This is a genomic window from Bartonella sp. AC535YNZD (assembly GCF_042196625.1).
Classification (GTDB): Bacteria; Pseudomonadota; Alphaproteobacteria; order Rhizobiales; family Rhizobiaceae; genus Bartonella.
Genome location: NZ_JBHIQP010000012.1, coordinates 1 through 23,491, shown reverse-complemented (window position 1 = coordinate 23,491; position 23,491 = coordinate 1). Strand labels below are relative to the sequence as shown.

The window sequence follows — 23,491 nt, the reverse complement described above, 5'->3', positions numbered from 1 at the left end:
ATATCCAATCATTCCCCATGATCTCCAGCGTATTACAAAGTTCTTGAACACTATGCAAAACGCTGAAGTTATTATGATTTCATTTTTGTTGTATTTTACAATATTTAAAGACACACTTATTTTTCAATTTTACTATAAAAAATTTGTGGCGCACTATTCCAAACCCACTTTTTGATATCAGGTGTCATCGCGATAACGCTATATTTTTGAAAGATAAACGCATAAGGTCCTTTTTGCATCAGTTCACGTTGTAAATCAGCATAAAGTTGCGCTCGTTTTTGTGGATCTTTTTGAAATAACGCCTCTTCAACTTTTTGATTCATCTTGGCATCAAAATACCCATGCTGCCAACTAGGATAGGCGGTATTTTTTGCCTCAAACCGATTATCAGGGTTATAAACAAGACGTGAAGCCATTGTATGGGGATCCGCAGAATCGTTATTCCATCCGACAAAAATCGTATCAAAAGCCCGAGCATAAAGTTTGGAAAACAACTGTGTACCTGCCAAACGCTCAATTTTAAGACGCACCCCCGCCTGTGCGGCACTATCTTGAAGTGACTGAGCAACCAACAGCCTATAAGGAGCATTTGAGACAAGAAAATTTGCCTCAAATCCGTTCGGATAACCGGCCTCTGCTAAAAGCTGCTTGGCTTTTGCAACATCAAATGTAAAGGGTTGTCCTTCTTTTTCCTCCAGAGCCCCAAAGTTACCAAGAGGAATAAAACTTGCCCGTGGAACACCAATCCCTTTGAGAAGCTTCTTGCCAAGACCTTCATAGTCAATAAGATAACGCATCGCCAAGCGTACTTTTTCCTTAGCAAAAATGGGATTTGTCATGTTAAATCCCCAATACATCATGGATGGCTCTAACACTTCTTCGATTTTAACATCTGTTGTTTTTTGCAGATCTGCAAGATCTTCAGGGGACAAATCACGAGCAACATCAATATCATGCTTTTGCAACAATAAACGTTGTGTTCCAGGCTCCATAACATGGCGAATGAGAATCTGCTTCAATTTAGGCGCCTCGCCCCAATAATGGGAACTCGCACGTAACAAAAGAGCTTCTCCAGGGCGCCAACTGCTTAACTGATAAGGACCAACACAAGCAGCATGACTTTTCAAATACTGATTTCCCAGATCGCCATCTTTTTCGTGCTTCATAATTGTCTTACGATCAAGCAAAGCTGTTGCTGGACTTGCAACAATATTATTAAGAATAAGCTCTGCTGGATAAGGCTTATCAAATTTCATCACCACTGTTTTCTTATCTGGGGCTTGCAAAGCATCATCAACATTTTGCTCTGTAATTCCATATTCATTAAAAATTGCCGCATTGGTCATCTTCAATTTGACAATCCGCTTCATACTCCAAACAAGATCATTGGCATTGGCTGATCTGCCATCATTAAACTTCAAACTATCACGCAAATGAAAAGTAATCACCGTACTGTGATCATCCCCTGAAACATCCCAATGTGTAGCTAATGCCGGAACCATTTTAGCAGGATCATCCGTTGCGGTACTGACCAAACTATCACAAACATTGCGGACAATTTCACTTCCATAAACATCACTAAGTTGAGCGGGATCAAATGTACTAATTGAATCAATATTCCAAGCCATCACAAGGGTGTCAGCGGGAGTTTTTGCTGAAACCTGTTGTGCAACCATCCCCAGTGCTATAAAAGCAGAAACAAGAGAGCTGCTATTCTTTAATATTTTTTTCTTCAAGTTCATAGACTTTTCCTTTTAAAGTTTATTATATAAATTTCCCACACAACAAGCACATGCTTAATAATAAGGTTAGATGATCCATAAGCGCCTCAAACTAAAGTATTAAAACCTTCAAACAACACCACTTACCAACCACGCCTTCTGCCCATACCTATAAGCCAAGACAAACCAAAACATGCAACAACAAACACTCTGACATACAATGAATGCTCCCCCATAACAGAGCCATTCATGATGTCATAACGCCTACGATTGAAGATTATAAAACCACTATTTTCTCTCTTTTGTCGGGCAAGCGTGTCTCTTCTTTCCTCTCGTCTTTTTATGCCATCAAAAGACTCTTCCTCGTTAGCTTAAGCGCCTTAATAACAAAGAGCTTTAATAACAATTTGATATTTTAACAAAACAGGAAAATTCACCCATCAACCGACATGAAACGCCTCCCCCTATAAAAGGAATTTTGAATTTTTCCATAATCCTCTGCCAAATAACAGCTTTTAAATTATATTTTATTTCTCAATAAAAGGAGCATGGGCACCACCCCCTGATATTCTTTTACAGCACCCGCACATAACAAAACTTTTTTCCACATCGTATTTTAAATACCTTTGCTCCTCTAACAACACTTACTTCATTGCTTACATTTTTTCAGCAAAAAATATCTTTTCAATGCACTAAGGTTGAAATACCTAAATATAATACCTATATAAGCATACCCTTATCAGAATAGATAGTCTTTTTTTAAGTAAAATGCCTTGAAATATTATTTCAATACACAACAATAATAAATCCGTTATAAAATCTTCAATAGACTAGAACTCTTATCCTAATACGAAATATCGAAACGCTACAAGAACTCCCCTACAAATTCTCAGAAACGAAAGGATATCTCTTCATTTAATGAAAAAAGCGCCATGAAAATATCGCAAAAAAGCAAGAGAACGCGCGTATATTTTAAAGCACTGATATTACACCAGTACTAAAGTGATGCACTCCAAAAAAGTAAGAAAAAATAAAAAATCTTTCTCCTTTATGACAATGACATCACTGTACTATGATGATACAATAAAAAACAAGATATTCGAAAGTATATTAAAATGAACCGAAAGAAAAAATTGTCAGATTCTTTTCGTGCTTTTCTTGGAGGCACATTAAGCCACCATGTTAGTTTAAAATTGCTCATCCTTTCATTTTTTATTGGCATCATAATGAATTTTTTGGGATGGACACCCAAAAGTCTCATACAGAAAATTATAGATTTTTTTCAGTCTCTATGGGCAACAGGATTTATAACGCTCACAAACTTCTTTCATATCACCATGACGGGAGCGATTGTTGTTGTGCCTATCTTTCTTATCTTACGCATTTTTCATAAAAAATAAAAGCCTCAACATTTTCCTTGCGCTAGTCTTTTCGAAAAATCAAACGACATAAAAATCCTGTGGTAACAGCAATGATCACCGCAACAATAGCATATAAGAAACGATACTTATGTGCTGCGTAAAAAATTGTATAAGCGATATGTGCTTTAACAATTTCAAGAGTCGTTGTTGTACTATCAATAAACTGACCATCACGAAAAAGATAAGCACGAACCTTATAATGTCCAACAGGAATATTGGTTGGTAAACGAAAATGTGCAGTAAAAAGCGTGTCAGAACCAAAACGAACACCCCCTACTTCCTCATAATAAAGGCTTTTGGCTTTTTGCAGTTTTATAAGTTCATCGCGAAAGATCTGTATTTTTTTCTGATCTTTTTCATCCGTCTGCAATGGCAAATAAAGTAATCCTAACCCCAAGCGTTTATAATCTTCAACACTCGTAATATCGTCAATTTCACGTGTTGTGACCATAGAGTAAAAAAGAGGAACCTTTTTAAAAATAAGAGAATCTGTATTAACCCAAACACCGGCATTACGTTTTTTTTCTCGCATCACCATTGTCCGCTCTTGTCCCTCCAAGCTCACAACAACATCATAACGGTTTTGTCGAGCATATAACGGATCAATATTTTCCAAAACACCAGCAATATAAAGATCACGACCAGCAAAATTTGCATCCACAGTAATCGTATTTGTTGTTACGATAATTTGAACAGTTTCGTGATCAACTTGATCAACGAATGTCGCTGTCGTCCCAACATGTGACCATGTAGAAAAAGAAACAAAACAAAAGCAACTTGTAATGATGCATAAAGAAAATAATCTACCCATTTTTATCTCATAAGAATATCCAGAGAGAAAAGATTATCGGGGCGTATAAATAATTGAAAAGCAAGACGCATACACACAATCAACACCAAAAACGCAAGTGCCATACGCAATTGTTCCGCCTTTAACTTCCGTCCAGCCCGTGTTCCATATTGCGCACCAATACTTCCTCCCAGCATTAATAAAAAAGCCAGGACAATATCAACGGACTGATGAGTCATACTTTGTAAAACTGTCGTGAAAGAAGACACAAATGTGATCTGAAAAAGTGAAGTTCCAATCACCACATTGGTTGGAACACGCAGAAGGTAAATCAATGCTGGTACCATAAAGAACCCCCCACCAATTCCCATAATAGAAGACAACAACCCTACAATGAGACCAATCCCTAAAACTGGAATAATGCTGACATAGATCATAGATGTCCGAAAACGCATTTTTAACGGTAAGCGATGAATCCAGTTATGTCGACCAGCAAGACGAATATTGGCTTTTCCTGCCTTACGCTTGCGCATCATATCATACCAACTTTCAACAATCATCAAGCTTCCTACACTTCCAAGAAGAATCACATAAAGAAGAGAAATCATTAAGTCTAATTGACCTAATTTTTTCAAAACAGAGAAAATCTGAATCCCGATTAAAGATCCCCCCCCTCCTCCAATCGCCAAAAGAATACCAAGTTTGATATCGAGCGTACGTCTTCTAAAATGGGTAATCGCTCCTGTTACAGATGACGCAATCATCTGATTTGCACCTGTTCCAACAGCAATAGCAGGAGGGATATTATAAAAAATCAATAAAGGAGTGATAAGAAAACCGCCCCCAATTCCAAAAAGACCAGAAAAAAAACCAGCAACGACTCCCATACCAATCAAAATCAGCATATTGAGAGACATTTCAGCAATTGGTAAATAAATACTCACTTACAGAACCTTCAAGATAATCTGAGGCTTTTTAACAATTGAGAGAATCTTTCTCCAATTATCCTCTTTTCCAATAATCTCTGTTGCGTGTTTAAAAGGATAATTTTAATTGCTATACAACTTTCGCATAATCCACGAATGCGCAATACATTTCATATCTATTAACATCAACATCATAAAAACTAAAAAAAACGCGCTCCTTTTAAAACGCTGTAAAGACATAACGTTATCGCTACCATAAATGCAACGGTTAAAAAACAAAGAACACTTTTTTTTACCAAATGAGATAAAAACGAAACACTCTCTTGAGACTGCGCCTTTAAAGAAGAAAAATCGTTCTCAATGCCACGATTAGGTGCCTGAATACCCATATCCTTTTTTTCTATCGAAGCACACTCTACGGCTCCCTCAACCTTTTTAAAAGAAGGCTTCATAGTATCACTTGGCAAAGAGCTTTTATTTTCTTTCTGCGCCACATTTTTAACATTTGTTTGGAGTGGAATTATACCGTTTTGTCTCGAAAAATTTTGAACCTTTTGAAGTGATAAGCGTTCTTTATTTCCCTCATATTCCATACGAGCAAGTTTTTGTACAACAGAATCAGGTGATTTTGAACGAGGTCCACGTTGTGTTAGTGCTGCTTCTTCTAAGCTCTTTTTTTCACTCTGTAAACTTTGAACAATTGTTTTAATCTGCTCTAAAGATTCAAAAAGCTTTTTTTCTCTTTGACGACGGATATAATATTCAGCCAAAATGGCCCGACTAATATCATCTAAGTAAGATTTAAAATGCTCTTCTAAAGCCCCCTGCTCTATCAAAGAACGGGAAGAATGCTTCATTTGCATTTGTGCATGAACAGTGCGTAATTTTTGAGCAATATCCGACATTGTTACATCCATAGGCGCATCCGTTCTCTCCTTCTGTTCAATAAAAGAAGAGAATTTATCATTCCTAACCTGATTGATCGGCTGGTTGATCGTATGACCCTTCGTATTCACAAACGCTTACCCCTCATTAACCTTTTTGAAAAGAATCGCACAAATGATGAATAAAGTGTGCTCTATTTTAGTAAATAGAGCTTTAAGAACGCCCAAAAACTTTTTTGTTAGAAATATTTCGCCCCAATCTTTATTTAAAATATTTGAAAGAAAAATCTCTATTTTTTTGTCCTCAAGATTTGAAGAGCAAAATCATTCCCCCATTTTTATTTTTTTCACTTAATTTTTTCATTGCCTAAAGCCCCTGATGCGCCATCATAAACAGAGCATATAAAATGAAAAAAATATTCTCATAAGACAGAGTGATTTTTTTACTTTTTATTCAAGCAAATAAGGCAATTATGGCAATGCAGAAGATATGAAGATTGAAAATGACAACAAGAAAGTACAAGTAAACGTAAAAAAAGCTTATATGAAAGAAAACACAAGTTATAAATAAGACTTCATTCTAAACAATTTTGTTTCTTATGAGTATTGCTATAAACTTGTAATCATACAACAAAGAGGATCATCATGAAAATAATTGTCGCTATCAAACGTGTTGTTGATTATAACATCAAAATACGTGTCAAACCCGATAGCACAGGCGTTGATCTGTCTCACGTAAAAATGTCTATGAATCCTTTTGATGAGATAGCCGTAGAGGAAGCAATTCGCCAGAAAGAATCCGGTAAAGTTTCAGAAGTTATTCTTGTTTCAATCGGACCAGAAGCAGCCCAAGAAACTCTACGAACAGGACTTGCAATGGGGGCTGATCGCGCACTTCTTGTCACCACGGATCAAACACTTGAACCCTTAGCAATTGCTAAGATTCTCAAAGCCATAGTTGATGAAGAAAAACCTGATATGGTCTTTTTAGGAAAACAAGCGATTGATGACGATAGCAACCAAACAGGACAAATGCTCGCCGCTCTTCTTGGGTGGGGACAGGCAACTTTTGCCTCACATTTTAACATAGAAAATGGGCATGCTACAGTTATTCGTGAAGTTGATAATGGAACACAAACCCTTTCTCTTCCCCTTCCCATGGTTATGACCGCCGATCTACGGCTCAATGAACCGCGCTACACCTCTCTCCCTAATATTATGAAAGCAAAAAAGAAAACCATTGAACAAAAAGCGCTGACTGATCTTGGCATCGATACGAAAGCACGCTTAACAATTTTAAGCGTTGAAGAACCCAAACCCCGTCAATCCGGTATTAAAGTAGCTAATGTAGGAGAGCTTGTCAGTGCGCTAAAACAAAAGAACTGCATTTAATATTCTCTCCACTAGAGTAAAAGCAACACTTACATAAAAGGGTAAAAACTTATGGCAATTCTTTTACTGGCCGATCATAATACAGAAGAAACAGCAAAAGTACTCACCGCTGCACGCGTACTCAGTAATGATATCGATATTCTGGTTTGCGGAGAAAAAATTCAAACGATAGCGGAAAACAGTGCTAAACTTGATGGTGTGCGGCAAGTTCTTATTGCAAAAGCAGACTATTTAGCCCATCAACTTGCCGAGCCTATGGCAGATACAATTCTCACGTTAGCAAATGATTATGATGTGATCATGGCAGCATCCAGCAGTACTGGGAAAAATGTGATGCCGCGCGTAGCAGCTCTCCTTGATCTTATGCAAATTTCAGATATTACCGCCATTCTTTCACCTGATACCTTCAAACGACCAATTTATGCAGGCAATGCATTTGAAACTGTACGAACCAATGATTATAAAAAAATTATAACAGTTCGCACCGCTTCTTTCACCCCAACGCCTTCCCAAAATAATTCTGCTCCCATTAAAACAATAACACCAGCTCCCAATCCAAATCTTTCTTCTTTCGTAAAAGCAGAGACAAACAAAAGTGATCGTCCTGATCTCACCTCAGCCCGTGTTATTATATCAGGCGGGCGTGGTCTTGGTTCTCAAGAGAAATTTATGGACCTGCTTCTTCCTCTTGCAAACAAATTAAATGCTGCTTTAGGTGCCAGCCGCGCAGCAGTGGATGCAGGCTATGCTCCCAATGATTGGCAAATTGGACAAACAGGAAAGGTCGTTGCCCCTGAACTCTATATCGCCGTTGGCATTTCCGGTGCAATCCAGCATTTAGCCGGTATAATGGATGCACAAATTATTGTTGCCATTAATAACGATGAAGAAGCTCCCATCATGCAAATTGCCGATTACACCCTTGTAGGTGATCTCCACCAAATTATTCCAGAATTGGAGAAAGCTTTATAAGCCATGAAAACACCTCTACATGACCAACGTGAAAGTATGGAGTTTGACATAGTCATTGTCGGAGCAGGACCTGCAGGGCTTTCTGCCGCAATTCGTTTGAAACAAATTAATCCTGAGCTTTCTGTCACAATTGTTGAAAAAGGGACCGAAGTTGGTGCCCATATTCTCTCTGGCGCAGTTATTGACCCCATTGGTATCGATACACTCTTACCAGAATGGCGAAATGACAATGATCATCCCTTCACGACCCCTGTTACCCATGACCAGTTTTTTTTTCTAAAGCCTCAAAAAGCTACAATATTTCCCAATATTCTGCATCCCAAAATCTTATCAAATGACGGATGTTATATCGTTTCGCTTGGAAACGTTTGCCGCTGGTTAAGCAAAAAAGCTGAAGCATTGGGTGTTGAAATCTATCCCGGTTTTGCCGTAACACAGATTATCCAAAACGATAACAAAGCGATTATTGGTGTTCTCACCGGTGATATGGGGCTTAACAAAGATGGAACTCCTGGAAAAAATTATATGCCTGGTATGGCTTTATTGGCAAAATATACTTTAATTGCGGAAGGAGCACGCGGCTCAATTGCAAAACAACTGATACAACATTTCAACCTTAGCAAAAATCGTGAACCACAAAAATTTGGTCTTGGTCTCAAAGAGCTCTGGGAAATTGATCCCAACAAACACCAACGCGGTTTAGTACAACATTTCACGGGTTGGCCCTTAGACAATAATACTGGGGGTGGTGGCTTTATTTATCACCAAGAAAACAATATCATTTCTGTCGGTTTTGTTGTACACTTAGATTACAAAAATCCTTATCTTTCTCCCTTTGAAGAATTTCAACGTTTTAAAACACATCCAAAACTCTCTGAAATCTTCAAAGGTGCAAAACGTCTTTCCTATGGTGCACGTGTTATCAGCGAGGGAGGTTGGCAATCTGTACCAAAACTCACCTTTCCTGGTGGAGCACTTATTGGCTGCTCTGCTGGATTTGTCAATGTTCCGCGTATCAAAGGATCACATAATGCCATCTTATCTGGCATATTAGCTGCCGATAAAATCGCTACCGCTCTTGCACAAGGGCGTGCCCATGATGAGGTTAAAGAAATCGAAGAACAGTGGCGAAAAGGGCTCATTGGCAAAGATCTTTATAAAGTGCGAAATGCCAAACCACTCTGGGCAAAATATGGGACAAAATATGGAATTAAACTTGCCGGTTTTGATATGTGGTGGCAACAACTGTTCGGATTTTCCTTATTTAAAACACTCTCCCATGGAAAAGAAGATTATGCATGCCTTGAACCAGCAGAAAAATTTCAACCCATTGCTTACCCAAAACCAGATGGTGTTGTAACCTTTGATCGCCTTTCAAGTGTTGCCCTTTCCAATACACACCATGAAGAAAATCAACCTTGCCATTTAAAAATAGCCTCATTAAAAAAACAAAAGGACTCTGAATATGCAATCTACGGAGGACCTTCCACAAACTATTGCCCCGCCGCTGTCTACGAATGGCTAGAACATAATGATCATCTGACTTATATGATAAACGCTTCAAATTGCATACATTGTAAAACATGCGACATCAAAGATCCGAACCAAAATATCACTTGGATCTGTCCGCAAGGCAATGAAGGCCCCTTCTATCCCAATATGTAATTTCCCAATGTATAATCATTGTTCATTCTCCTAAAATTGAAATATACAAAACGCAATGGATAAAAATATTTCCCTCAGATCAGAAATCTATCAATTACCTTCCTGCATACGTTCTTTCACAATGTAAAAAGAACTCTATTCTCAATATAAAAGACTCTCTCCACCGTATAACTTTTTTCAATAGAAAAACATAACATATTTTTATAAAAAATTTTTTATCTTAATAACAAAACAAGAATGAAGATATCTTAACCATTCTGCTATAAAAATACAGACTCTACTCTCAACAGTCTGTACAAAGACAAAGCTGTAGCTCCACTTTGCTCCCTCCCCCATGATTCAAAATGTTTTTAGCCTCCTCATAAGAAAACTCAATCGTTTCAAAAAGCCAAGAATAAAACCCATGGAGATATGCTTCGAGTTTGTTTTATCTCCTATCCTTTGCCAAACAATTTTCACTAAAGAAGACCACGGATGAATGTAGAAAAAATAAAATATTGCATACACAGAGCATGCTTATTTAATCAATCTCAATATGTTTCTACTGATAAAGACAACCCAAAATCTGAGTATCACATCAACTTTTTACGCTCAAATCAAGGGGGGGCTATACATTGTCTTGCATCTAACCTTTACAGATGTAATGCAAAGAATGTGTAAAAACACCATAAGAATAAAAAGCCATAAGCGCTATCATTATTGGAAATAATATCTGACAAAGCCCAAATGTCTTTCCAATTCATGACCATTCTATTACGCGTTTTATAGCGTATTTTCTTTATAAAGCTTGTACTTTCGCTGTAACTTGTAAATCAACATCCAAATCGAACACAAGCGGCATATATGTTAAGAAAGATAAAGGTGAATGAAAGCGAGTCATTCCAGCTTTTGTATCCTGAGCAAAAATCTTGCATATTCTATTTGAGTAATTCCTGAAACGAAAAGACTGCTTCATTGAGTAAGAATATGAAGTCTGAAAGGAAGAAATCCGTTTCCATCTTTGTCATGCGGTTTTACGACTTTCAAAAACATTACACTATCTTTTAAAAAAGAGAGATCACATATTGTCCCTGCTTTTATGACCTGCATTTTTTATGGGGGTATATCCTTCAAAAAAATAAAACGCCTAAAATTAAAACAGACTTGTGTTGTTTATTTATGGATTTATTTTTAAAAGATAGCTCTCAAGACATATCGAACAATTCTTTCGTGACAAATCTTGAGAAAAATATCACGTATTCTCGTCAATGAATAGTTCCATAACGCAATAAAAAGTATAAACTGGCAGCATCACTTTCTTTGCTAACTCCAATGTTGCGATAGCCTTTGCTTTAAGAGAGCTCAAAAAGGCATTTTACTCCTTTTTTACTCGTCTTTAACGACACACAAATCCTCCTTGTGATGCACATAAATGATTTTGATTCATTGATGATAAAAGGCGTTAAAATGAGATAATTTTACGATATTTAAGGCGCCTACTCTATAGGCAAAAAATAATAAATTATCCATTATAAATCAAATAATTAAGATAAAAATAAATCTTAAAAGTTTTTAAGATATTCTTTATATCTGTTAAGGGGGAAGAGAATAGGACAAAATGAAATATTTTTCTAAGAAAGGCTTATATTTGATCAATAACGATATAGCGAGTTGTTTGTGTTTTAAAAGGATCTGCTTACGTTTACTCAGAAGAACAGTTTGAATATCAATGGAGTATTTGAAAGATGGGCGTTATGGAAATAATCGAGAAAGTTTAGCTTGTAAAAGAGCACAACCAAGCGTGAAATATAGGCACAGGTAAAATTGTTTTTTGTTCTCGAAGGAAAAACTTTATAGAAAATTATAGAGCTGATAAGATATTGGCTACATCTGGAATCTGTTTTTTTGAAAAAGATCATGCTGAAAAACAGATGATAATGTTAGTGAATATGAAGGTAAAACTATTGTATTGTGGGAGTATCAACTATTCGAGCAAAGTAAGCCTTTGTAATGATAAAAAATGTACTGGTAAAAAATGAACAAAAATGGCTTATAAAGCTTATGAGTATGAATAAAAATCTTGTGTGAGGGGAATTTGATGAAAAGAAAAGAGCATGTGTGAAAGAGCATATTTTATAGGTGCGCATGCTTATTCTGCCCCCGTTATAGAACCAGGGCTTTATCTTGTAGCAACGCCTATCGGAAATCTTGCAGATATTACGCTTCGTGCTTTGCAAGTGCTTGCAGGAATTGATATTTTAGCGTGTGAAGATACGCGAGTAACACGTGTTTTGTTGCAACGTTATGGTATTCAGAAAAAAACTTTTCTCTATCATGAACACAATGCGCAAAAAGCGGGTCCGAAGCTCTTAGCCGCTTTGGCAGAAAACAAAACGGTAGCGCTTGTTTCCGATGCGGGAACGCCACTTATTTCTGATCCCGGATTTCGATTGGTAGAAAAGGCACGTAAAGCTGGTCATAAAATTATTCCGATCCCTGGAGCATCAGCTCTTTTAGCCGCTCTTATACCGACAGGGCTTCCTACGGATAGCTTTTTCTTTGCAGGTTTTTTGAGTGCACGCAAGCGACAGCGTCAAAAACGATTGGAACAATTAAAAGAGATTCCAGCGACTTTGATTTTTTATGAATCACCGCATCGTCTTGTTGAAACTTTACAGGATATGGTCACGCTTTTTTCGGCTGATCGACCTGCCGCAATTTGTCGTGAATTAACAAAAAAATTTGAAACAGTGGATGCTTCCAATTTGGGGAATTTGTTGGAATCTTACAAAAAACAATCACATATTCGTGGAGAAATTGTTGTACTTGTTGGAGAATCATCATCTTCTTTAAACGTAATGAGTGATCAAGAAGTTGATGAAATGTTATTAGAACTCTCGCGGACACATTCTGCTGCTCAGGCAGCAGCTTTGGTTGCAAAAAAGACCGGTTTTAAAAAGCAGGAACTTTTTCAGCGGTTAAATTTTTTAAAAAATGCATAAAATTAAGACTATACAAAAAAAACAGAGACAAAAGTCTTTTTATCGAGGAGTTCGTGCAGAAAAATTGGCAGCATGGTGGTTGCGTTGCAAAGGGTTTCACATTGCCGAAATGCGTTTTAAAACAAAATGTGGTGAAATTGATTTAATTGCACGACGTGGAAATTTGGTTTTAATCGTTGAAGTCAAAGCGCGTTCAACATTAGCCGAAGCAATGGAAGCAGTTTCTCGAATAAATGAAAAGCGAATTGAGGCAGCAGCCGATATTTGGCTAGCACGGCAAAAGGATTATGCCTTTTTGTCTGTACGTTTTGATTTGATTGCAGTTTTACCTTGGCGTTGGCCACAGCATATCCCCGCATTTTTTACATCTAATAAATAAGAGGAGGCGCCAATTTTAACCATACCCAATAAAAAACGTTTCGTTTTTATATGCATATGCGTTAAAAAGTGTGTAACAATTTGAGCACTATAAGGAGCGAAATATGGATGATTATGAAAAGTTTGCAACAGGTTTGCTCATTGTTTTTGGAGCGCTAATTATTGGTGGTTTAATGGCAATGCATATTGTTCTTATGAATAAACCAGGTTTTTTATTTGCATTAGCCGCAGCTATTGTTGGTTGGTTTTCTGCTTTTGCTGTTCTATTTGACAAACCAAAAGTCTATTTGGGCTTGATTATTCTTGCTATTTTATGTGTTGCTTCCTCAATTAGCATCTATGTTAGTTAAAACACATAAACTGTTAATTGAGATTCCTTTTAAAATATAAAAATGAGGAAGAGAAATGAAACTTGGCTTTTTGGGAACGGGCACAATCAGTGCTTCAATGGTCAATGGCCTCATGACAAGCACCTTTGACGTTTCTTCCATTATTGTTTCACCTCGCAATGCACAAACAGCAGAGCATCTTTCACGCACATATGATAAGGTTATGATTGCTGAAAATAACCAAATGTTGCTCGATGTGAGTGATTACGTTTTTCTTTGCTTGCCTAACCAAATTGCAGAAAACGTTTTGCGTTCTCTTCGCTTTCGTCCAGAACAGCTGGTTATTTCCGTACTTGCTATGGCAAAAGCAGCAGAAGTAGAAGAATGGATCAACCATAAAGTTTATCGTGCTGTTCCTCTACCTTTTGTTGCAGAGTGTAAAAATTTGACACCAATTTATCCCGATCATCCCTTTTTACGCGCTCTATTTGATGCATTGGGGGGTACATTGGTGCTGGATAAGGAAGAGCAGTTTAATCTTTTTATGACTGCTGGTTCACTTATGGGCATATATTTTAATTTTATAGAAACAGCCCATCAATGGTTTATAACACAGGGGTTAAAACAACAGCAATCAGCAGAATTTCTTACCATGATGTTTGGTAATCTTACAGATGAAATGCGTAAAATTATAGCAACGGATTGTGCTACATCTCTCGATTTTGTACTCCTTGAAAAAGAGTTTTCAACAAAGGGGGGAACAAATGAATTTTTGTCAAATTGTTTTTCTCATCAAGGGGGAAGACGTGCTTTAACAACAGCTATTGAAGCTACTTTTCAAAAAATAAATGCTTCTAAAAAGGCTTGACCAGCATTTTTTATCCTCTCAATAAGAGAAAGTTATTGATATTTTCATTGAGTTTTTCTTGAATATGGTTTGATAACATTACCTGCTATACATATTTCAAGAGCAAGATAAATGGGCTTTTTAAACACCCATCCCTTTAATTTAAGTAGATAGGGATAAATTTTCCGATTAATCTTCAAGATGCTTTTATCGCAAAAAAGTGATTGTTAAATATTTTTTACAACCTTTTACCATTTCCCTAAATTATTTTTATTTTCTATCTTCTTCTTTTCGCACCAATGCCAATATTTTTCCACCTCACTGCTCCAGCCGCTCCGATTGAGTTCCCCTTCAGATTACCCAAGTGCATGGCTCATTTTTTGTTTGTTTCACCTCTCGTACTCCACTCAAGCATTAAGGTTCCCTCTTTTCCTTACAAAAAAGCAACATTTTTCTGTCTTTCGTGATTGCATTTTACAAATTCTTTTAAATAAACATATATTCAAAAGAGTTGATTTTTTATTTGATCAACAATTGTACGATACAGTTTAGCAAGCTCTTCACTAGACTTAGCAACAAAAATAGGGACGCCCTCATCTGAAGACAATCGTAAAGCTGGATCAAGCGGTATTTCTGCTAAGAAAGGGACCTCTCGACGTTCTGCTTCTGCCCGTGCACCACCATAGCCAAAAATATCGTAGCGTTTTCCTGTATCAGGAGCGATAAAACAACTCATATTCTCAATGAGTCCTAAAATAGGAACATTGACTTTCATGAACATTTCTATCGCTTTACGCGCATCAACTAAAGCAAGATCCTGAGGTGTAGAAACAACCAACGCACCCGTTAATTGTACCTGTTGCGCAAGCGTTAATTGTGCATCCCCTGTACCTGGCGGCATATCAACGACTAAAACGTCCAAAGGCCCCCATACAACATCTCGTAACAATTGCGTTACAGCTGCCATAACCATAGGACCACGCCATACCACCGGCTTTTCTTCCTCCACCAAAAATCCCATCGACATCAATTTAAGTCCAAATTTTTCAAGAGGTTGAATCTTTTTTTCTCCAATAAGCTGTGGTTTTTGATTAACAAGTCCTGTCAAACGTGGCAACGAAGGACCATAAATATCAGCATCCATCACCCCCGTCTTGAAACCAGAATCTTGTAAAGCTAAGGCGATATTTATTGCCATCGTAGATTTCCCGACCCCTCCTTTTCCAGAAGCAACAGCAATCACATGCCTCACACCTTCTATGGGCATTTTGATCGGTAAGAGATTTGCTCTCCGACTAGGTGCTGTCTTTGTTATTTTTTCTGCTGTAAGTGTAACAACAGCAGATTTCACTCCCTCCAAAGCACATACCACCTTTTCAGCAGAACGACGCAATGATTCCCATTTTTGCACACCTCCATCAGGAACTGTAATGGAAAAGAAAACCTTACCATCAGCAATCAATATTTCTGAAAGAAGACCCAACGACACAATATCGCTTTCAAGATCTGGTCCTTTGACTGTACGTAATACGTTGCGGACAGCCTCACTTGTGATAAGATCCATGTTCTTTCCTCTCTATAAAAATACCAGCAAATATAAGCATAAGAACGAAAAATACTTACAAGGTTCATCACCTGATAATTTTCTACTTTACTCAGCATTATAAAGTATACATCTCTTATCTCTTTAAAAATATGAAACCATCCTTAAAATAAAGAAGCTCAAACATAAAATCTGCTATAAAATCCTATCAATCACATTTGTGCTACAACCACTTTAATGAATATTCTGATAAAAATTTTGTAAAAACAAAAACTGAAAAAAACTCTTAATCTTAAAGGATATTTTAAATTGAGCATACAGTAATCAGTCACACCTTCTTTAATTCTTTAAGGCCCTAGCCATTTATGTTCTGTAGATTCAATCGTTATTTTCTAACACTCCTACAGTATTGTAAAAAAGCGTTACAAATAGTTATAAGGTGTTTTGTATTCTTTCAAGAGAGAGAAAAACAATCTAAGATTGACTTTTTTTATATTTTTCCTTATGGGTTAACAGCCGTATGATAGGATAAAATTGTTTATCTCGCGCATAACTACTCATAAAACGAAGATTAAGAAGGGCCGCACTCCGCGGTATTTAAATAAATGAAACGTACTTACCAACCCTCTAAACTTGTCCGTAAACGCCGCCATGGGTTTCGTGCACGCATGGCCACAGCTGGAGGACGTAAAGTTATTGCTGCAAGACGTGCTCGTGGACGTAAACGGCTTTCTGCTTAACCATTTAAATTTTCACAACCGTTGAGGATTGCTCATCGTTTCTTCGTTGTGAAACTTTTATTATGAACCTACAATGTCTGCTTGCAGGCATTTAATGAAATTGCGAAATATTCTTTTATGAAGAAAAAACATCCCTGCCGTATTCGCAAAAGAGCAGACTTTTTGGCTGTCCGTACAGGAGAAAAACGACGTGGTCCTTTATTTTTGCTCGAAGTTAAATCTCGTGAACAAACAACAGAAAGAAAAGATTCTCTTTTTGCACGTGTAGGCTTCACTGTTACTCGTAAAAACGGTAATGCTGTGAAACGTAATCGTATTAAAAGGCGCTTGCGTGAGGCCGTGAGAGTTGGTGTAACAAACCACATGGAAGCAGGAACAGACTATGTCATTGTAGCGTACCGTGATGTGTTACATGCACCTTTTACATCCTTGATTAATGAATTAAATCGGCGAATAAAACCAAAAATAAAACATCAGCAACAACAAGGGTGTACGGATGGAATATAACCGCAATTTCTTTATCGCTATTGGCTTATCTTTCGTAGTGCTCATCGCATGGCAATTTCTTCATGTTGCTCCCAAACAAGCAAAGTTACAAAAACAACAAATCATCGCACAGCAATTGTCAAAACAACAATCAGCACTCTCTACTGATACGACAAATTTTTCTAACGATACCTCAACACACGAAGCAACATCGATCATTGATCAACCAATGACTCCTGAAATCCGGAAAGCTGTATTGGACAAAACAGAGCGTATTACGATCAAAACCAATGAATTGGAAGGCTCTATTAATCTTGTTGGTGCACAATTTGATGATCTTCACCTCAAAAAATATCGTTTAACAGTCGACAAAAAATCACCGGAAATCGATTTGCTAAATCCTAAAGGCTTCAAAACAACCTATCTTGCTGAGTTTGGTTTTACCAGCGCATCTTTGCCAGCAAAGGCTTTGCCACAATCTGATACACAATGGAAAATAGAGGGAAACAACACAACCCTGACCCCTTCAACACCCATCACTTTAATTTATAATAATGGGCAGGGACAAATCTTCCGGCGGACCCTTTCTGTTGATAATCATTTCATGTTTACCATTGAGGATTCTATCAGCAATGAAAGTGATCAACCAATACATCTCTCGTCCTATGCCCGCGTTGCACGTGCAGCACCACCAGAACATACAAATGCAACCTATTTACTTCATGAAGGTATGATAGGTATTGCAGGAGATTCGCTCAAAACTGAAAAATATAAAACCTTAGCAGAGCTTGACCCAAATCCTGATAATGGGCAAAAAAGCATGACTTTTTCCAAAGTAACAGGAGGTTGGATTGGTATTACCGATAAATATTGGGCTGTAGCAGTTATTCCCCCGCAAAATAAAGAATATACAAGCCGTTTTATTTATTTTGATCGTTTGCAAACGCATTATCAGTCTGACTTGCTAGGGTCGCTTTTAACGATTGCCCCAAATGAAACAAAAACTGTTACAAATCGTCTTTTTGCTGGTGCAAAACAAGTTGAAATTATTAATAATTATCAAAATGACCTAAAAATTAAAAAGTTTGCTCTTTTAATTGATTGGGGCTGGTTTGATTTCATCACCAAACCAATGTTTGCCCTCATTGATATTCTTTATAAGCAAACAGGAAATTTTGGTATCGCCATCCTTCTTGTCACAGTGCTCTTAAAAACACTTCTTTTCCCTCTAGCCAATAAATCTTATAAATCTATGGCGCGTATGAAACTTATACAACCGCGGTTGTTAGAAATAAAAGAAAAATATCCCGATGACCGAACCAAGCAGCAACAGGCAATAATAGATCTGTATAAAACTGAAAAAATTAATCCTCTTGCCGGTTGTTGGCCAATGTTGGTTCAATTTCCAATATTCTTTGCTCTTTATAAAGTTCTCTATATCACCATTGAAATGCGCCATGCACCTTTCTTTGGCTGGATTCAAGATTTAGCGGCACCTGATCCAACATCTCTTTTTAACTTGTTTGGTCTCTTGCCATACACAACGCCAACATTTCTTATGATTGGTGCATGGCCTTTGATTATGGGAATAACGATGTTTTTACAAATGCGTATGAATCCCGCTCCTCAAGACCAAACTCAAGCGATAATCTTCACATGGATGCCTGTCATCTTTACTTTTATGCTCGCCTCTTTTCCTGTTGGTCTTGTCATCTATTGGGCATGGAACAATATACTATCAATAATCCAGCAAAGTATCATGATGACACGCCAAGGTGTCAAAATTGAACTTTTTGATAATCTGAAATCCATGTGGAGAAAATCACCCAAAAAAGAAGTGCATTAATGACAAGAGATTCTTCCCTTTCTGGAATTTTTTCTCGCAATTGGATTTTTATTCGTGGTGTACCAGCAATACACTTTCTTCCCCCTGAAGGACCACCAGAAATTGCATTTGCAGGACGTTCCAATGTTGGAAAATCATCTTTAATCAACGCGCTCGTCCAACAAAAAAGCTTAGCACGTACCTCAAACACACCAGGACGGACTCAAGAGCTTAATTATTTTGTACCCGATGGCTTCAGTGGGCAGCTAGGAGATCTTCCCCCTCTAGCATTAGTAGATATGCCTGGCTATGGCTTCGCTGCTGCTCCTAAAAATCTGGTTGATGCGTGGACAAATTTGATTTTTAACTATTTACGGGGACGCACAACGCTAAAACGTGTGTATATCCTGATTGATTCACGCCACGGAATTAAAAATAATGATGAAGAGGTTCTTACTCTTCTTGATAAAGCCGCTGTTTCTTATCAAATTGTTTTGACAAAAAGCGATAAAATCAAATCAAAAGCCTTAGAAAAATTAATTATGATCACACAAACAAAGCTTCTCAAGCGCCCAGCAGCTTACCCTGAGCTTCTTGTAACCTCTTCAGAAAAAGCTCTCGGTTTAGAAGAATTACGTGCTGCCATTTTGCAAACCATCGCATAAGAGAACAGTTCCTAGTCATTAACAATTTATTAATTATAATTACTAGCAGCTACTAATGATCTTGTACTTCTAGTCAAGCATCTTTATAAAAATGATTACTTGAAAGAATTCTCTTCAACTCTATTTGATAGTGTAAATTATGCTGACACTTTTTCACTCTCCCCTATCCGCTGCCTCGCGCTTCATACGCCTCATTCTTGGAGAATATGGTGTAACCACTCAGCTGATTGAAGAACATGAATGGGCAAGAAGACACGAATTTCTAGCCCTCAATCCCGCTGGTCATGTTCCTGTTTTTCTCGATGAACACGAGGTTCCATTATCAGGTCCTCTTGTTATCTGCGAATATTTAGACGAAACACATGGAAGTTTACGACAAGAAAATAAGCTCTTTCCGGAAAATCCTTTAGAGCGTGCGGAAGTACGCCGTCTCAATGATTGGTTCTTAAATAAATTCGAAAATGAAGCAACGCGCCATATCGTACGAGAACGAATCCACAAACGTGAAATGCCACTTGCCATTGGCGGTGGTGCTCCTAATTCACAAATTTTACGCAATGCGCGTGCCAATATTTTACCCCATATGAACTATCTCAATTGGCTTTGTGCCTCTCGCGATAGCTTAGTGGGTTCTACCTTGTCCTATGCAGACCTAGCAGCCGCAGCCTCTATTTCTGTACTTGACTTTCTAGGGGAAATTGACTGGGAACAATCTCCTGCTGCCAAAGACTGGTATATGAGAATTAAATCACGCCCTTCTTTTCGTTCTCTTTTAACAGATCGCGTCCGCGGAATTGTTGCAAGTGCTCACTATGCAGATCTTGATTTCTAGCCTTCTCTCACAAACAAAAATAAAAGTGATATTCTATCTAAAGGATATTTATAGGTTTATGAATTTTTATGCATGCGTATAAACAATATAATAATACATTGATTTATGATCGTATTAAACAGAGAATAAAACCCATTATAATTGAATCACAAAAATCACTTTCTTATCGTGTCACAAAAAAGATCAGCACAGGGATAAAAAACACTTAAGAAAGGATTTTAAAGACTCTCTTTAAATACAAGAACTGTAGCATCATTGGAAGCTAGGCAAATAAAATAACAATACTTAACGCATGCTATACTCCATTCTTCCCAATATATGAAAAAACGCATTGCATAATATATGTCCTATTTTCTCTATAATAAACAAAGCCTCATCATGCGTTTTTACAACATAACAATTTTTTCAACTGACTTTCCTAAAAGATGAAGAATCCGCCCAACTCTTGTATGTAAACAATCCAACTTCTTGTTAGCCCCTTGTTTTTACCCCTTTTTACGTAATTTTATTTATGGATAACGTATTTATATACAATGATAAATAATCGTTTTCTTATGCGTCACAAATGGAATTGATGAGTGAAAATGACTAAGTTAAAACATTAAAGGCTAACAAAACGGATGATAATGCTGATTTGCTCTATTTATGTAGCATAAAGATAATGGCGCAGAATAGATTTTATATTATTCATGGATACTCTCTCGTGATACCACTCACGAGCACTATCATAAAATAAGTTTAGAAGAATTGATAAATATATTCTTTAAGAAAAGCGTATGAATTGACAACATAGGTCTATTTTGTTTGGAAGATCTTATTTTGCATGAAGAACGCTCCCCTTTAAAGAACGAAAGAAACAAAAGCGTAAAGTAATACACAATCTTCATTAGATTTCATAAGCAAACCTTACTTAAGAATATTCATCACACACTCTAACGAAAAACATCTCTATTTAAATTTGTAGATCTTATATCACTTGCTCTAAACAACAGTGTTTTACAGCACAACAAGATAAATTAAAGCAGGAAAAAAATTTTCTATAAAGAAAAAGAACCATTGGAAAGAAGACAAGAATTTGCCTATACTGCACAGTAAAGTATCATAAGGAGATAAAAATGCGCCTTACAGTTGTTGGTGCAAATGGAAGAATGGGACGTGAACTCATTACAGCAATCCAGCAGAGGAAAGATGTAGAGCTTTGTGCTGTTCTTGTACGTAAAGGTTCACCGTTTGTAGGAAAAGATGCCAGTGCATTAATTGGTTCAGATTCTCTTGGGATTAGTATCACTGATGATCCCGAAAATGCCTTTTCTAATACAGAAGGTATTTTAGATTTTTCACAACCAGAAGCCAGCATTCTTTATGCTAACTACGCTGCTCAAAAAAGCCTTGTCCATATTATTGGCACCACAGGATTTAGCAAAAAAGAAGAAGAAAAAATTGCAGATTTTGCGAAATATACAACTATTGTCAAATCCGGGAATATGAGCCTTGGAATAAATCTTTTAGCCAACCTTGTAAAGAAAGCCGCTAAAGCATTAGAAGCCGATGATTTTGATATCGAAGTTTATGAAATGCATCACGCTAACAAAGTTGATGCTCCTTCTGGAACAGCCCTTCTTCTTGGCCAAGCAGCAGCTGAAGGACGCAATGTTATGCTTAAAAATGTGTGTGTCAACGAACGTAATGGTCATATAGGTAAACGCAAAAAAGGCACCATTGGCTTTTCCTGTTCACGTGGTGGGACAGTTGTTGGAGAACACAGTGTCATTTTTGCTGGTTCCAATGAGCGCATTGTTCTTTCACACACAGCGCAAGAACGCTCTATCTTTGCCAATGGCGCATTAAAAGCAGCTTTATGGGCACAAAATCATGAAAGCGGTCTTTATTCAATGTTCGATGTTTTGGGATTGAACGATGAATTTTAAACAATCAATAGAATAGAGGCAATTTATAATGGGACGCATACTTACACTAATTCGTCATGGACAAAGTGAATGGAATCTCAAAAACCTTTTTACCGGTTGGAAAGATCCCGATTTAACAGAAAAAGGTCATGCAGAAGCGATAGCAGCAGGAAAAAAACTGAAAGAATATGGTTTGAGGTTTGATATCGCTTATACATCTGCCTTACAGCGAGCTCAAAAAACCGCTCAGCACATTTTAGAGCAAATGGGACAATCAGATTTAGAAGTGATAAAAAATCCAGCATTAAATGAACGTAATTATGGTGATCTTTCTGGTTTAAATAAAGATGAAGTACGCCAACAATGGGGGCAGGAGCAAGTGCAAATGTGGCGCCGCTCCTATACGATTGCGCCACCGAATGGAGAAAGCCTACGCGATACCGGTGCGCGCATCTGGCCTTATTATCTTTACCATATCCAGCCTTATATTTTGCGCTCCCAAACTGTTTTGATCGCAGCACATGGAAATTCTCTTCGTGCTCTTATTATGGCGCTTGAAGGTCTCTCCAGTGAGGAAATTATATCTCAAGAATTAGCGACCGGCATTCCTATTATTTACACATTTAATCCGGATTCAACAATTTTATCAAAGACAGTCCTCACACCTTAAACTTCTAAAATCATGATCTCCCTCAAAAGTTCAATGCTATCGTTTTAAGCTGAAAAAATAAATTCTATAATTTTATTGACAGAGTTACTTCATGCACTTAGATGAATTTTATAAGCCCAGATGGCGGAATTGGTAGATGCGCAGGTTTCAGGTACCTGTGCCGTAAGGCGTGGAGGTTCGAGTCCTCTTTTGGGCACCATTTTGTATCTTTAACATATTAAATATATAAATTTTTTCTTTAAAGAGCTATTTTAAGACCAACTTTTAGACCACCTTCTACGGTTTATATAACTTTAGCTAATTTATTCCTTATTTTTCTTTGGAGTGAAGGATAAGATCTCTTTCTTTCTCCATCTCACTGTTCTCTCTAGCTTATATAGCTCTGGCCCCCCTTGAAGCACCTAATTACGAATCGTGGTTGTGGATACACTAAAAAACTTTGCACACTCACGTGTCGTTACATATCTATCTCCATCATCAAATATCATCTCATTACCTTTCTCTTTTTTATATTAAT

Annotated in this window: 20 protein-coding genes, 1 tRNA gene and 1 pseudogene; 16 read left to right on the top strand and 6 right to left on the bottom strand. The window is 37.3% G+C overall.

Going from position 1 to position 23,491, the window contains the following annotated elements; genetic code table 11:
* Nucleotides 1-116: 116 nt before the first annotated feature.
* On the bottom strand, nt 117-1,742 hold the full coding sequence (locus tag ACFIM8_RS07340; RefSeq protein WP_375614728.1) for an ABC transporter substrate-binding protein: 1,626 nt from the start codon (nt 1,740-1,742) through the stop codon (nt 117-119).
* 1,094 nt (nt 1,743-2,836) lie between these two features.
* Here ACFIM8_RS07340 and ACFIM8_RS07335 point away from each other — a divergent pair.
* Entirely contained in the window at nt 2,837-3,121 is a 285-nt protein-coding gene (locus ACFIM8_RS07335) for a DUF6460 domain-containing protein (protein ID WP_375607286.1), read from the top strand.
* A gap of 22 nt (nt 3,122-3,143) precedes the next feature.
* Here the strand turns inward: ACFIM8_RS07335 and ACFIM8_RS07330 are convergent, their stop codons facing one another.
* From ACFIM8_RS07330 to ACFIM8_RS07320, 3 genes are all read right to left on the bottom strand, one after another.
* Nucleotides 3,144-3,953 (bottom strand): TIGR02186 family protein, encoded by an 810-nt coding sequence (locus ACFIM8_RS07330; protein ID WP_375607287.1) that lies wholly within the window; start codon nt 3,951-3,953, stop codon nt 3,144-3,146.
* A 2-nt stretch (nt 3,954-3,955) separates the two neighbouring features.
* Complete coding sequence (locus ACFIM8_RS07325; RefSeq protein ID WP_375607288.1) at nt 3,956-4,876, bottom strand: sulfite exporter TauE/SafE family protein; 921 nt, start codon at nt 4,874-4,876, stop codon at nt 3,956-3,958.
* 182 nt (nt 4,877-5,058) lie between these two features.
* Nucleotides 5,059-5,874 (bottom strand): hypothetical protein, encoded by an 816-nt coding sequence (locus ACFIM8_RS07320; RefSeq protein ID WP_375614727.1) that lies wholly within the window; start codon nt 5,872-5,874, stop codon nt 5,059-5,061.
* A 513-nt stretch (nt 5,875-6,387) separates the two neighbouring features.
* Between ACFIM8_RS07320 and ACFIM8_RS07315 the strand changes: the two genes are divergently transcribed.
* The 7 genes from ACFIM8_RS07315 to ACFIM8_RS07285 all read left to right on the top strand — a co-directional run bounded on the left by ACFIM8_RS07315 (nt 6,388) and on the right by ACFIM8_RS07285 (nt 14,327).
* On the top strand, nt 6,388-7,134 hold the full coding sequence (locus tag ACFIM8_RS07315; protein ID WP_375607290.1) for an electron transfer flavoprotein subunit beta/FixA family protein: 747 nt from the start codon (nt 6,388-6,390) through the stop codon (nt 7,132-7,134).
* 51 nt (nt 7,135-7,185) lie between these two features.
* Nucleotides 7,186-8,106: an electron transfer flavoprotein subunit alpha/FixB family protein gene (locus tag ACFIM8_RS07310; protein ID WP_375607291.1), complete on the top strand. Its 921-nt coding sequence runs from the start codon at nt 7,186-7,188 to the stop codon at nt 8,104-8,106.
* Between the two features lie 3 nt (nt 8,107-8,109).
* Entirely contained in the window at nt 8,110-9,771 is a 1,662-nt protein-coding gene (locus ACFIM8_RS07305) for a 4Fe-4S dicluster domain-containing protein (RefSeq protein ID WP_375614726.1), read from the top strand.
* A gap of 2,093 nt (nt 9,772-11,864) precedes the next feature.
* Nucleotides 11,865-12,752: a 16S rRNA (cytidine(1402)-2'-O)-methyltransferase gene (rsmI, locus tag ACFIM8_RS07300; RefSeq protein WP_375607293.1), complete on the top strand. Its 888-nt coding sequence runs from the start codon at nt 11,865-11,867 to the stop codon at nt 12,750-12,752.
* A 10-nt stretch (nt 12,753-12,762) separates the two neighbouring features.
* Entirely contained in the window at nt 12,763-13,131 is a 369-nt protein-coding gene (locus tag ACFIM8_RS07295; protein WP_375607304.1) for a YraN family protein, read from the top strand.
* 103 nt (nt 13,132-13,234) lie between these two features.
* Nucleotides 13,235-13,480 carry a hypothetical protein gene (locus ACFIM8_RS07290; protein ID WP_375607294.1) on the top strand — a complete coding sequence of 82 codons (246 nt, stop codon included), beginning with the start codon at nt 13,235-13,237 and terminating at the stop codon, nt 13,478-13,480.
* A 55-nt stretch (nt 13,481-13,535) separates the two neighbouring features.
* Nucleotides 13,536-14,327: a pyrroline-5-carboxylate reductase gene (locus ACFIM8_RS07285; protein ID WP_375607295.1), complete on the top strand. Its 792-nt coding sequence runs from the start codon at nt 13,536-13,538 to the stop codon at nt 14,325-14,327.
* Between the two features lie 481 nt (nt 14,328-14,808).
* Here ACFIM8_RS07285 and ACFIM8_RS07280 read toward each other — a convergent pair whose 3' ends face one another.
* Nucleotides 14,809-15,870, bottom strand: coding sequence for an Mrp/NBP35 family ATP-binding protein (locus tag ACFIM8_RS07280; protein WP_375608506.1), 1,062 nt, complete (start codon nt 15,868-15,870; stop codon nt 14,809-14,811).
* A 584-nt stretch (nt 15,871-16,454) separates the two neighbouring features.
* Here ACFIM8_RS07280 and rpmH point away from each other — a divergent pair.
* The 8 genes from rpmH (at nt 16,455) to ACFIM8_RS07240 (ending at nt 23,173) form a co-directional block, all read left to right on the top strand.
* On the top strand, nt 16,455-16,589 hold the full coding sequence (gene rpmH / locus ACFIM8_RS07275; protein ID WP_005864709.1) for a 50S ribosomal protein L34: 135 nt from the start codon (nt 16,455-16,457) through the stop codon (nt 16,587-16,589).
* Between the two features lie 117 nt (nt 16,590-16,706).
* On the top strand, nt 16,707-17,096 hold the full coding sequence (gene rnpA / locus ACFIM8_RS07270) for a ribonuclease P protein component (RefSeq protein ID WP_375607297.1): 390 nt from the start codon (nt 16,707-16,709) through the stop codon (nt 17,094-17,096).
* On the top strand, nt 17,086-18,921 hold the full coding sequence (gene yidC, locus ACFIM8_RS07265; protein WP_375614725.1) for a membrane protein insertase YidC: 1,836 nt from the start codon (nt 17,086-17,088) through the stop codon (nt 18,919-18,921). Before rnpA ends, yidC begins: the two co-directional genes overlap by 11 nt.
* Entirely contained in the window at nt 18,921-19,565 is a 645-nt protein-coding gene (gene yihA / locus ACFIM8_RS07260) for a ribosome biogenesis GTP-binding protein YihA/YsxC (RefSeq protein WP_375607299.1), read from the top strand. Before yidC ends, yihA begins: the two co-directional genes overlap by 1 nt.
* Nucleotides 19,566-19,704: 139 nt before the next feature.
* Entirely contained in the window at nt 19,705-20,397 is a 693-nt protein-coding gene (locus ACFIM8_RS07255) for a glutathione S-transferase family protein (protein WP_375607300.1), read from the top strand.
* A 1,115-nt stretch (nt 20,398-21,512) separates the two neighbouring features.
* The gene (gene dapB / locus ACFIM8_RS07250; RefSeq protein WP_375607301.1) at nt 21,513-22,325 is read left to right on the top strand and encodes a 4-hydroxy-tetrahydrodipicolinate reductase; all 813 of its coding nucleotides are present in this window, start codon (nt 21,513-21,515) and stop codon (nt 22,323-22,325) included.
* Nucleotides 22,326-22,353: 28 nt separating this feature from the next.
* On the top strand, nt 22,354-22,974 hold the full coding sequence (locus tag ACFIM8_RS07245) for a 2,3-bisphosphoglycerate-dependent phosphoglycerate mutase (protein WP_375607302.1): 621 nt from the start codon (nt 22,354-22,356) through the stop codon (nt 22,972-22,974).
* 114 nt (nt 22,975-23,088) lie between these two features.
* Nucleotides 23,089-23,173 (top strand) — tRNA-Leu (locus tag ACFIM8_RS07240).
* A 103-nt stretch (nt 23,174-23,276) separates the two neighbouring features.
* Here ACFIM8_RS07240 and ACFIM8_RS07235 read toward each other — a convergent pair.
* A pseudogene (locus ACFIM8_RS07235) lies at nt 23,277-23,462 on the bottom strand (helix-turn-helix transcriptional regulator).
* Nucleotides 23,463-23,491 lie beyond the last annotated feature (29 nt).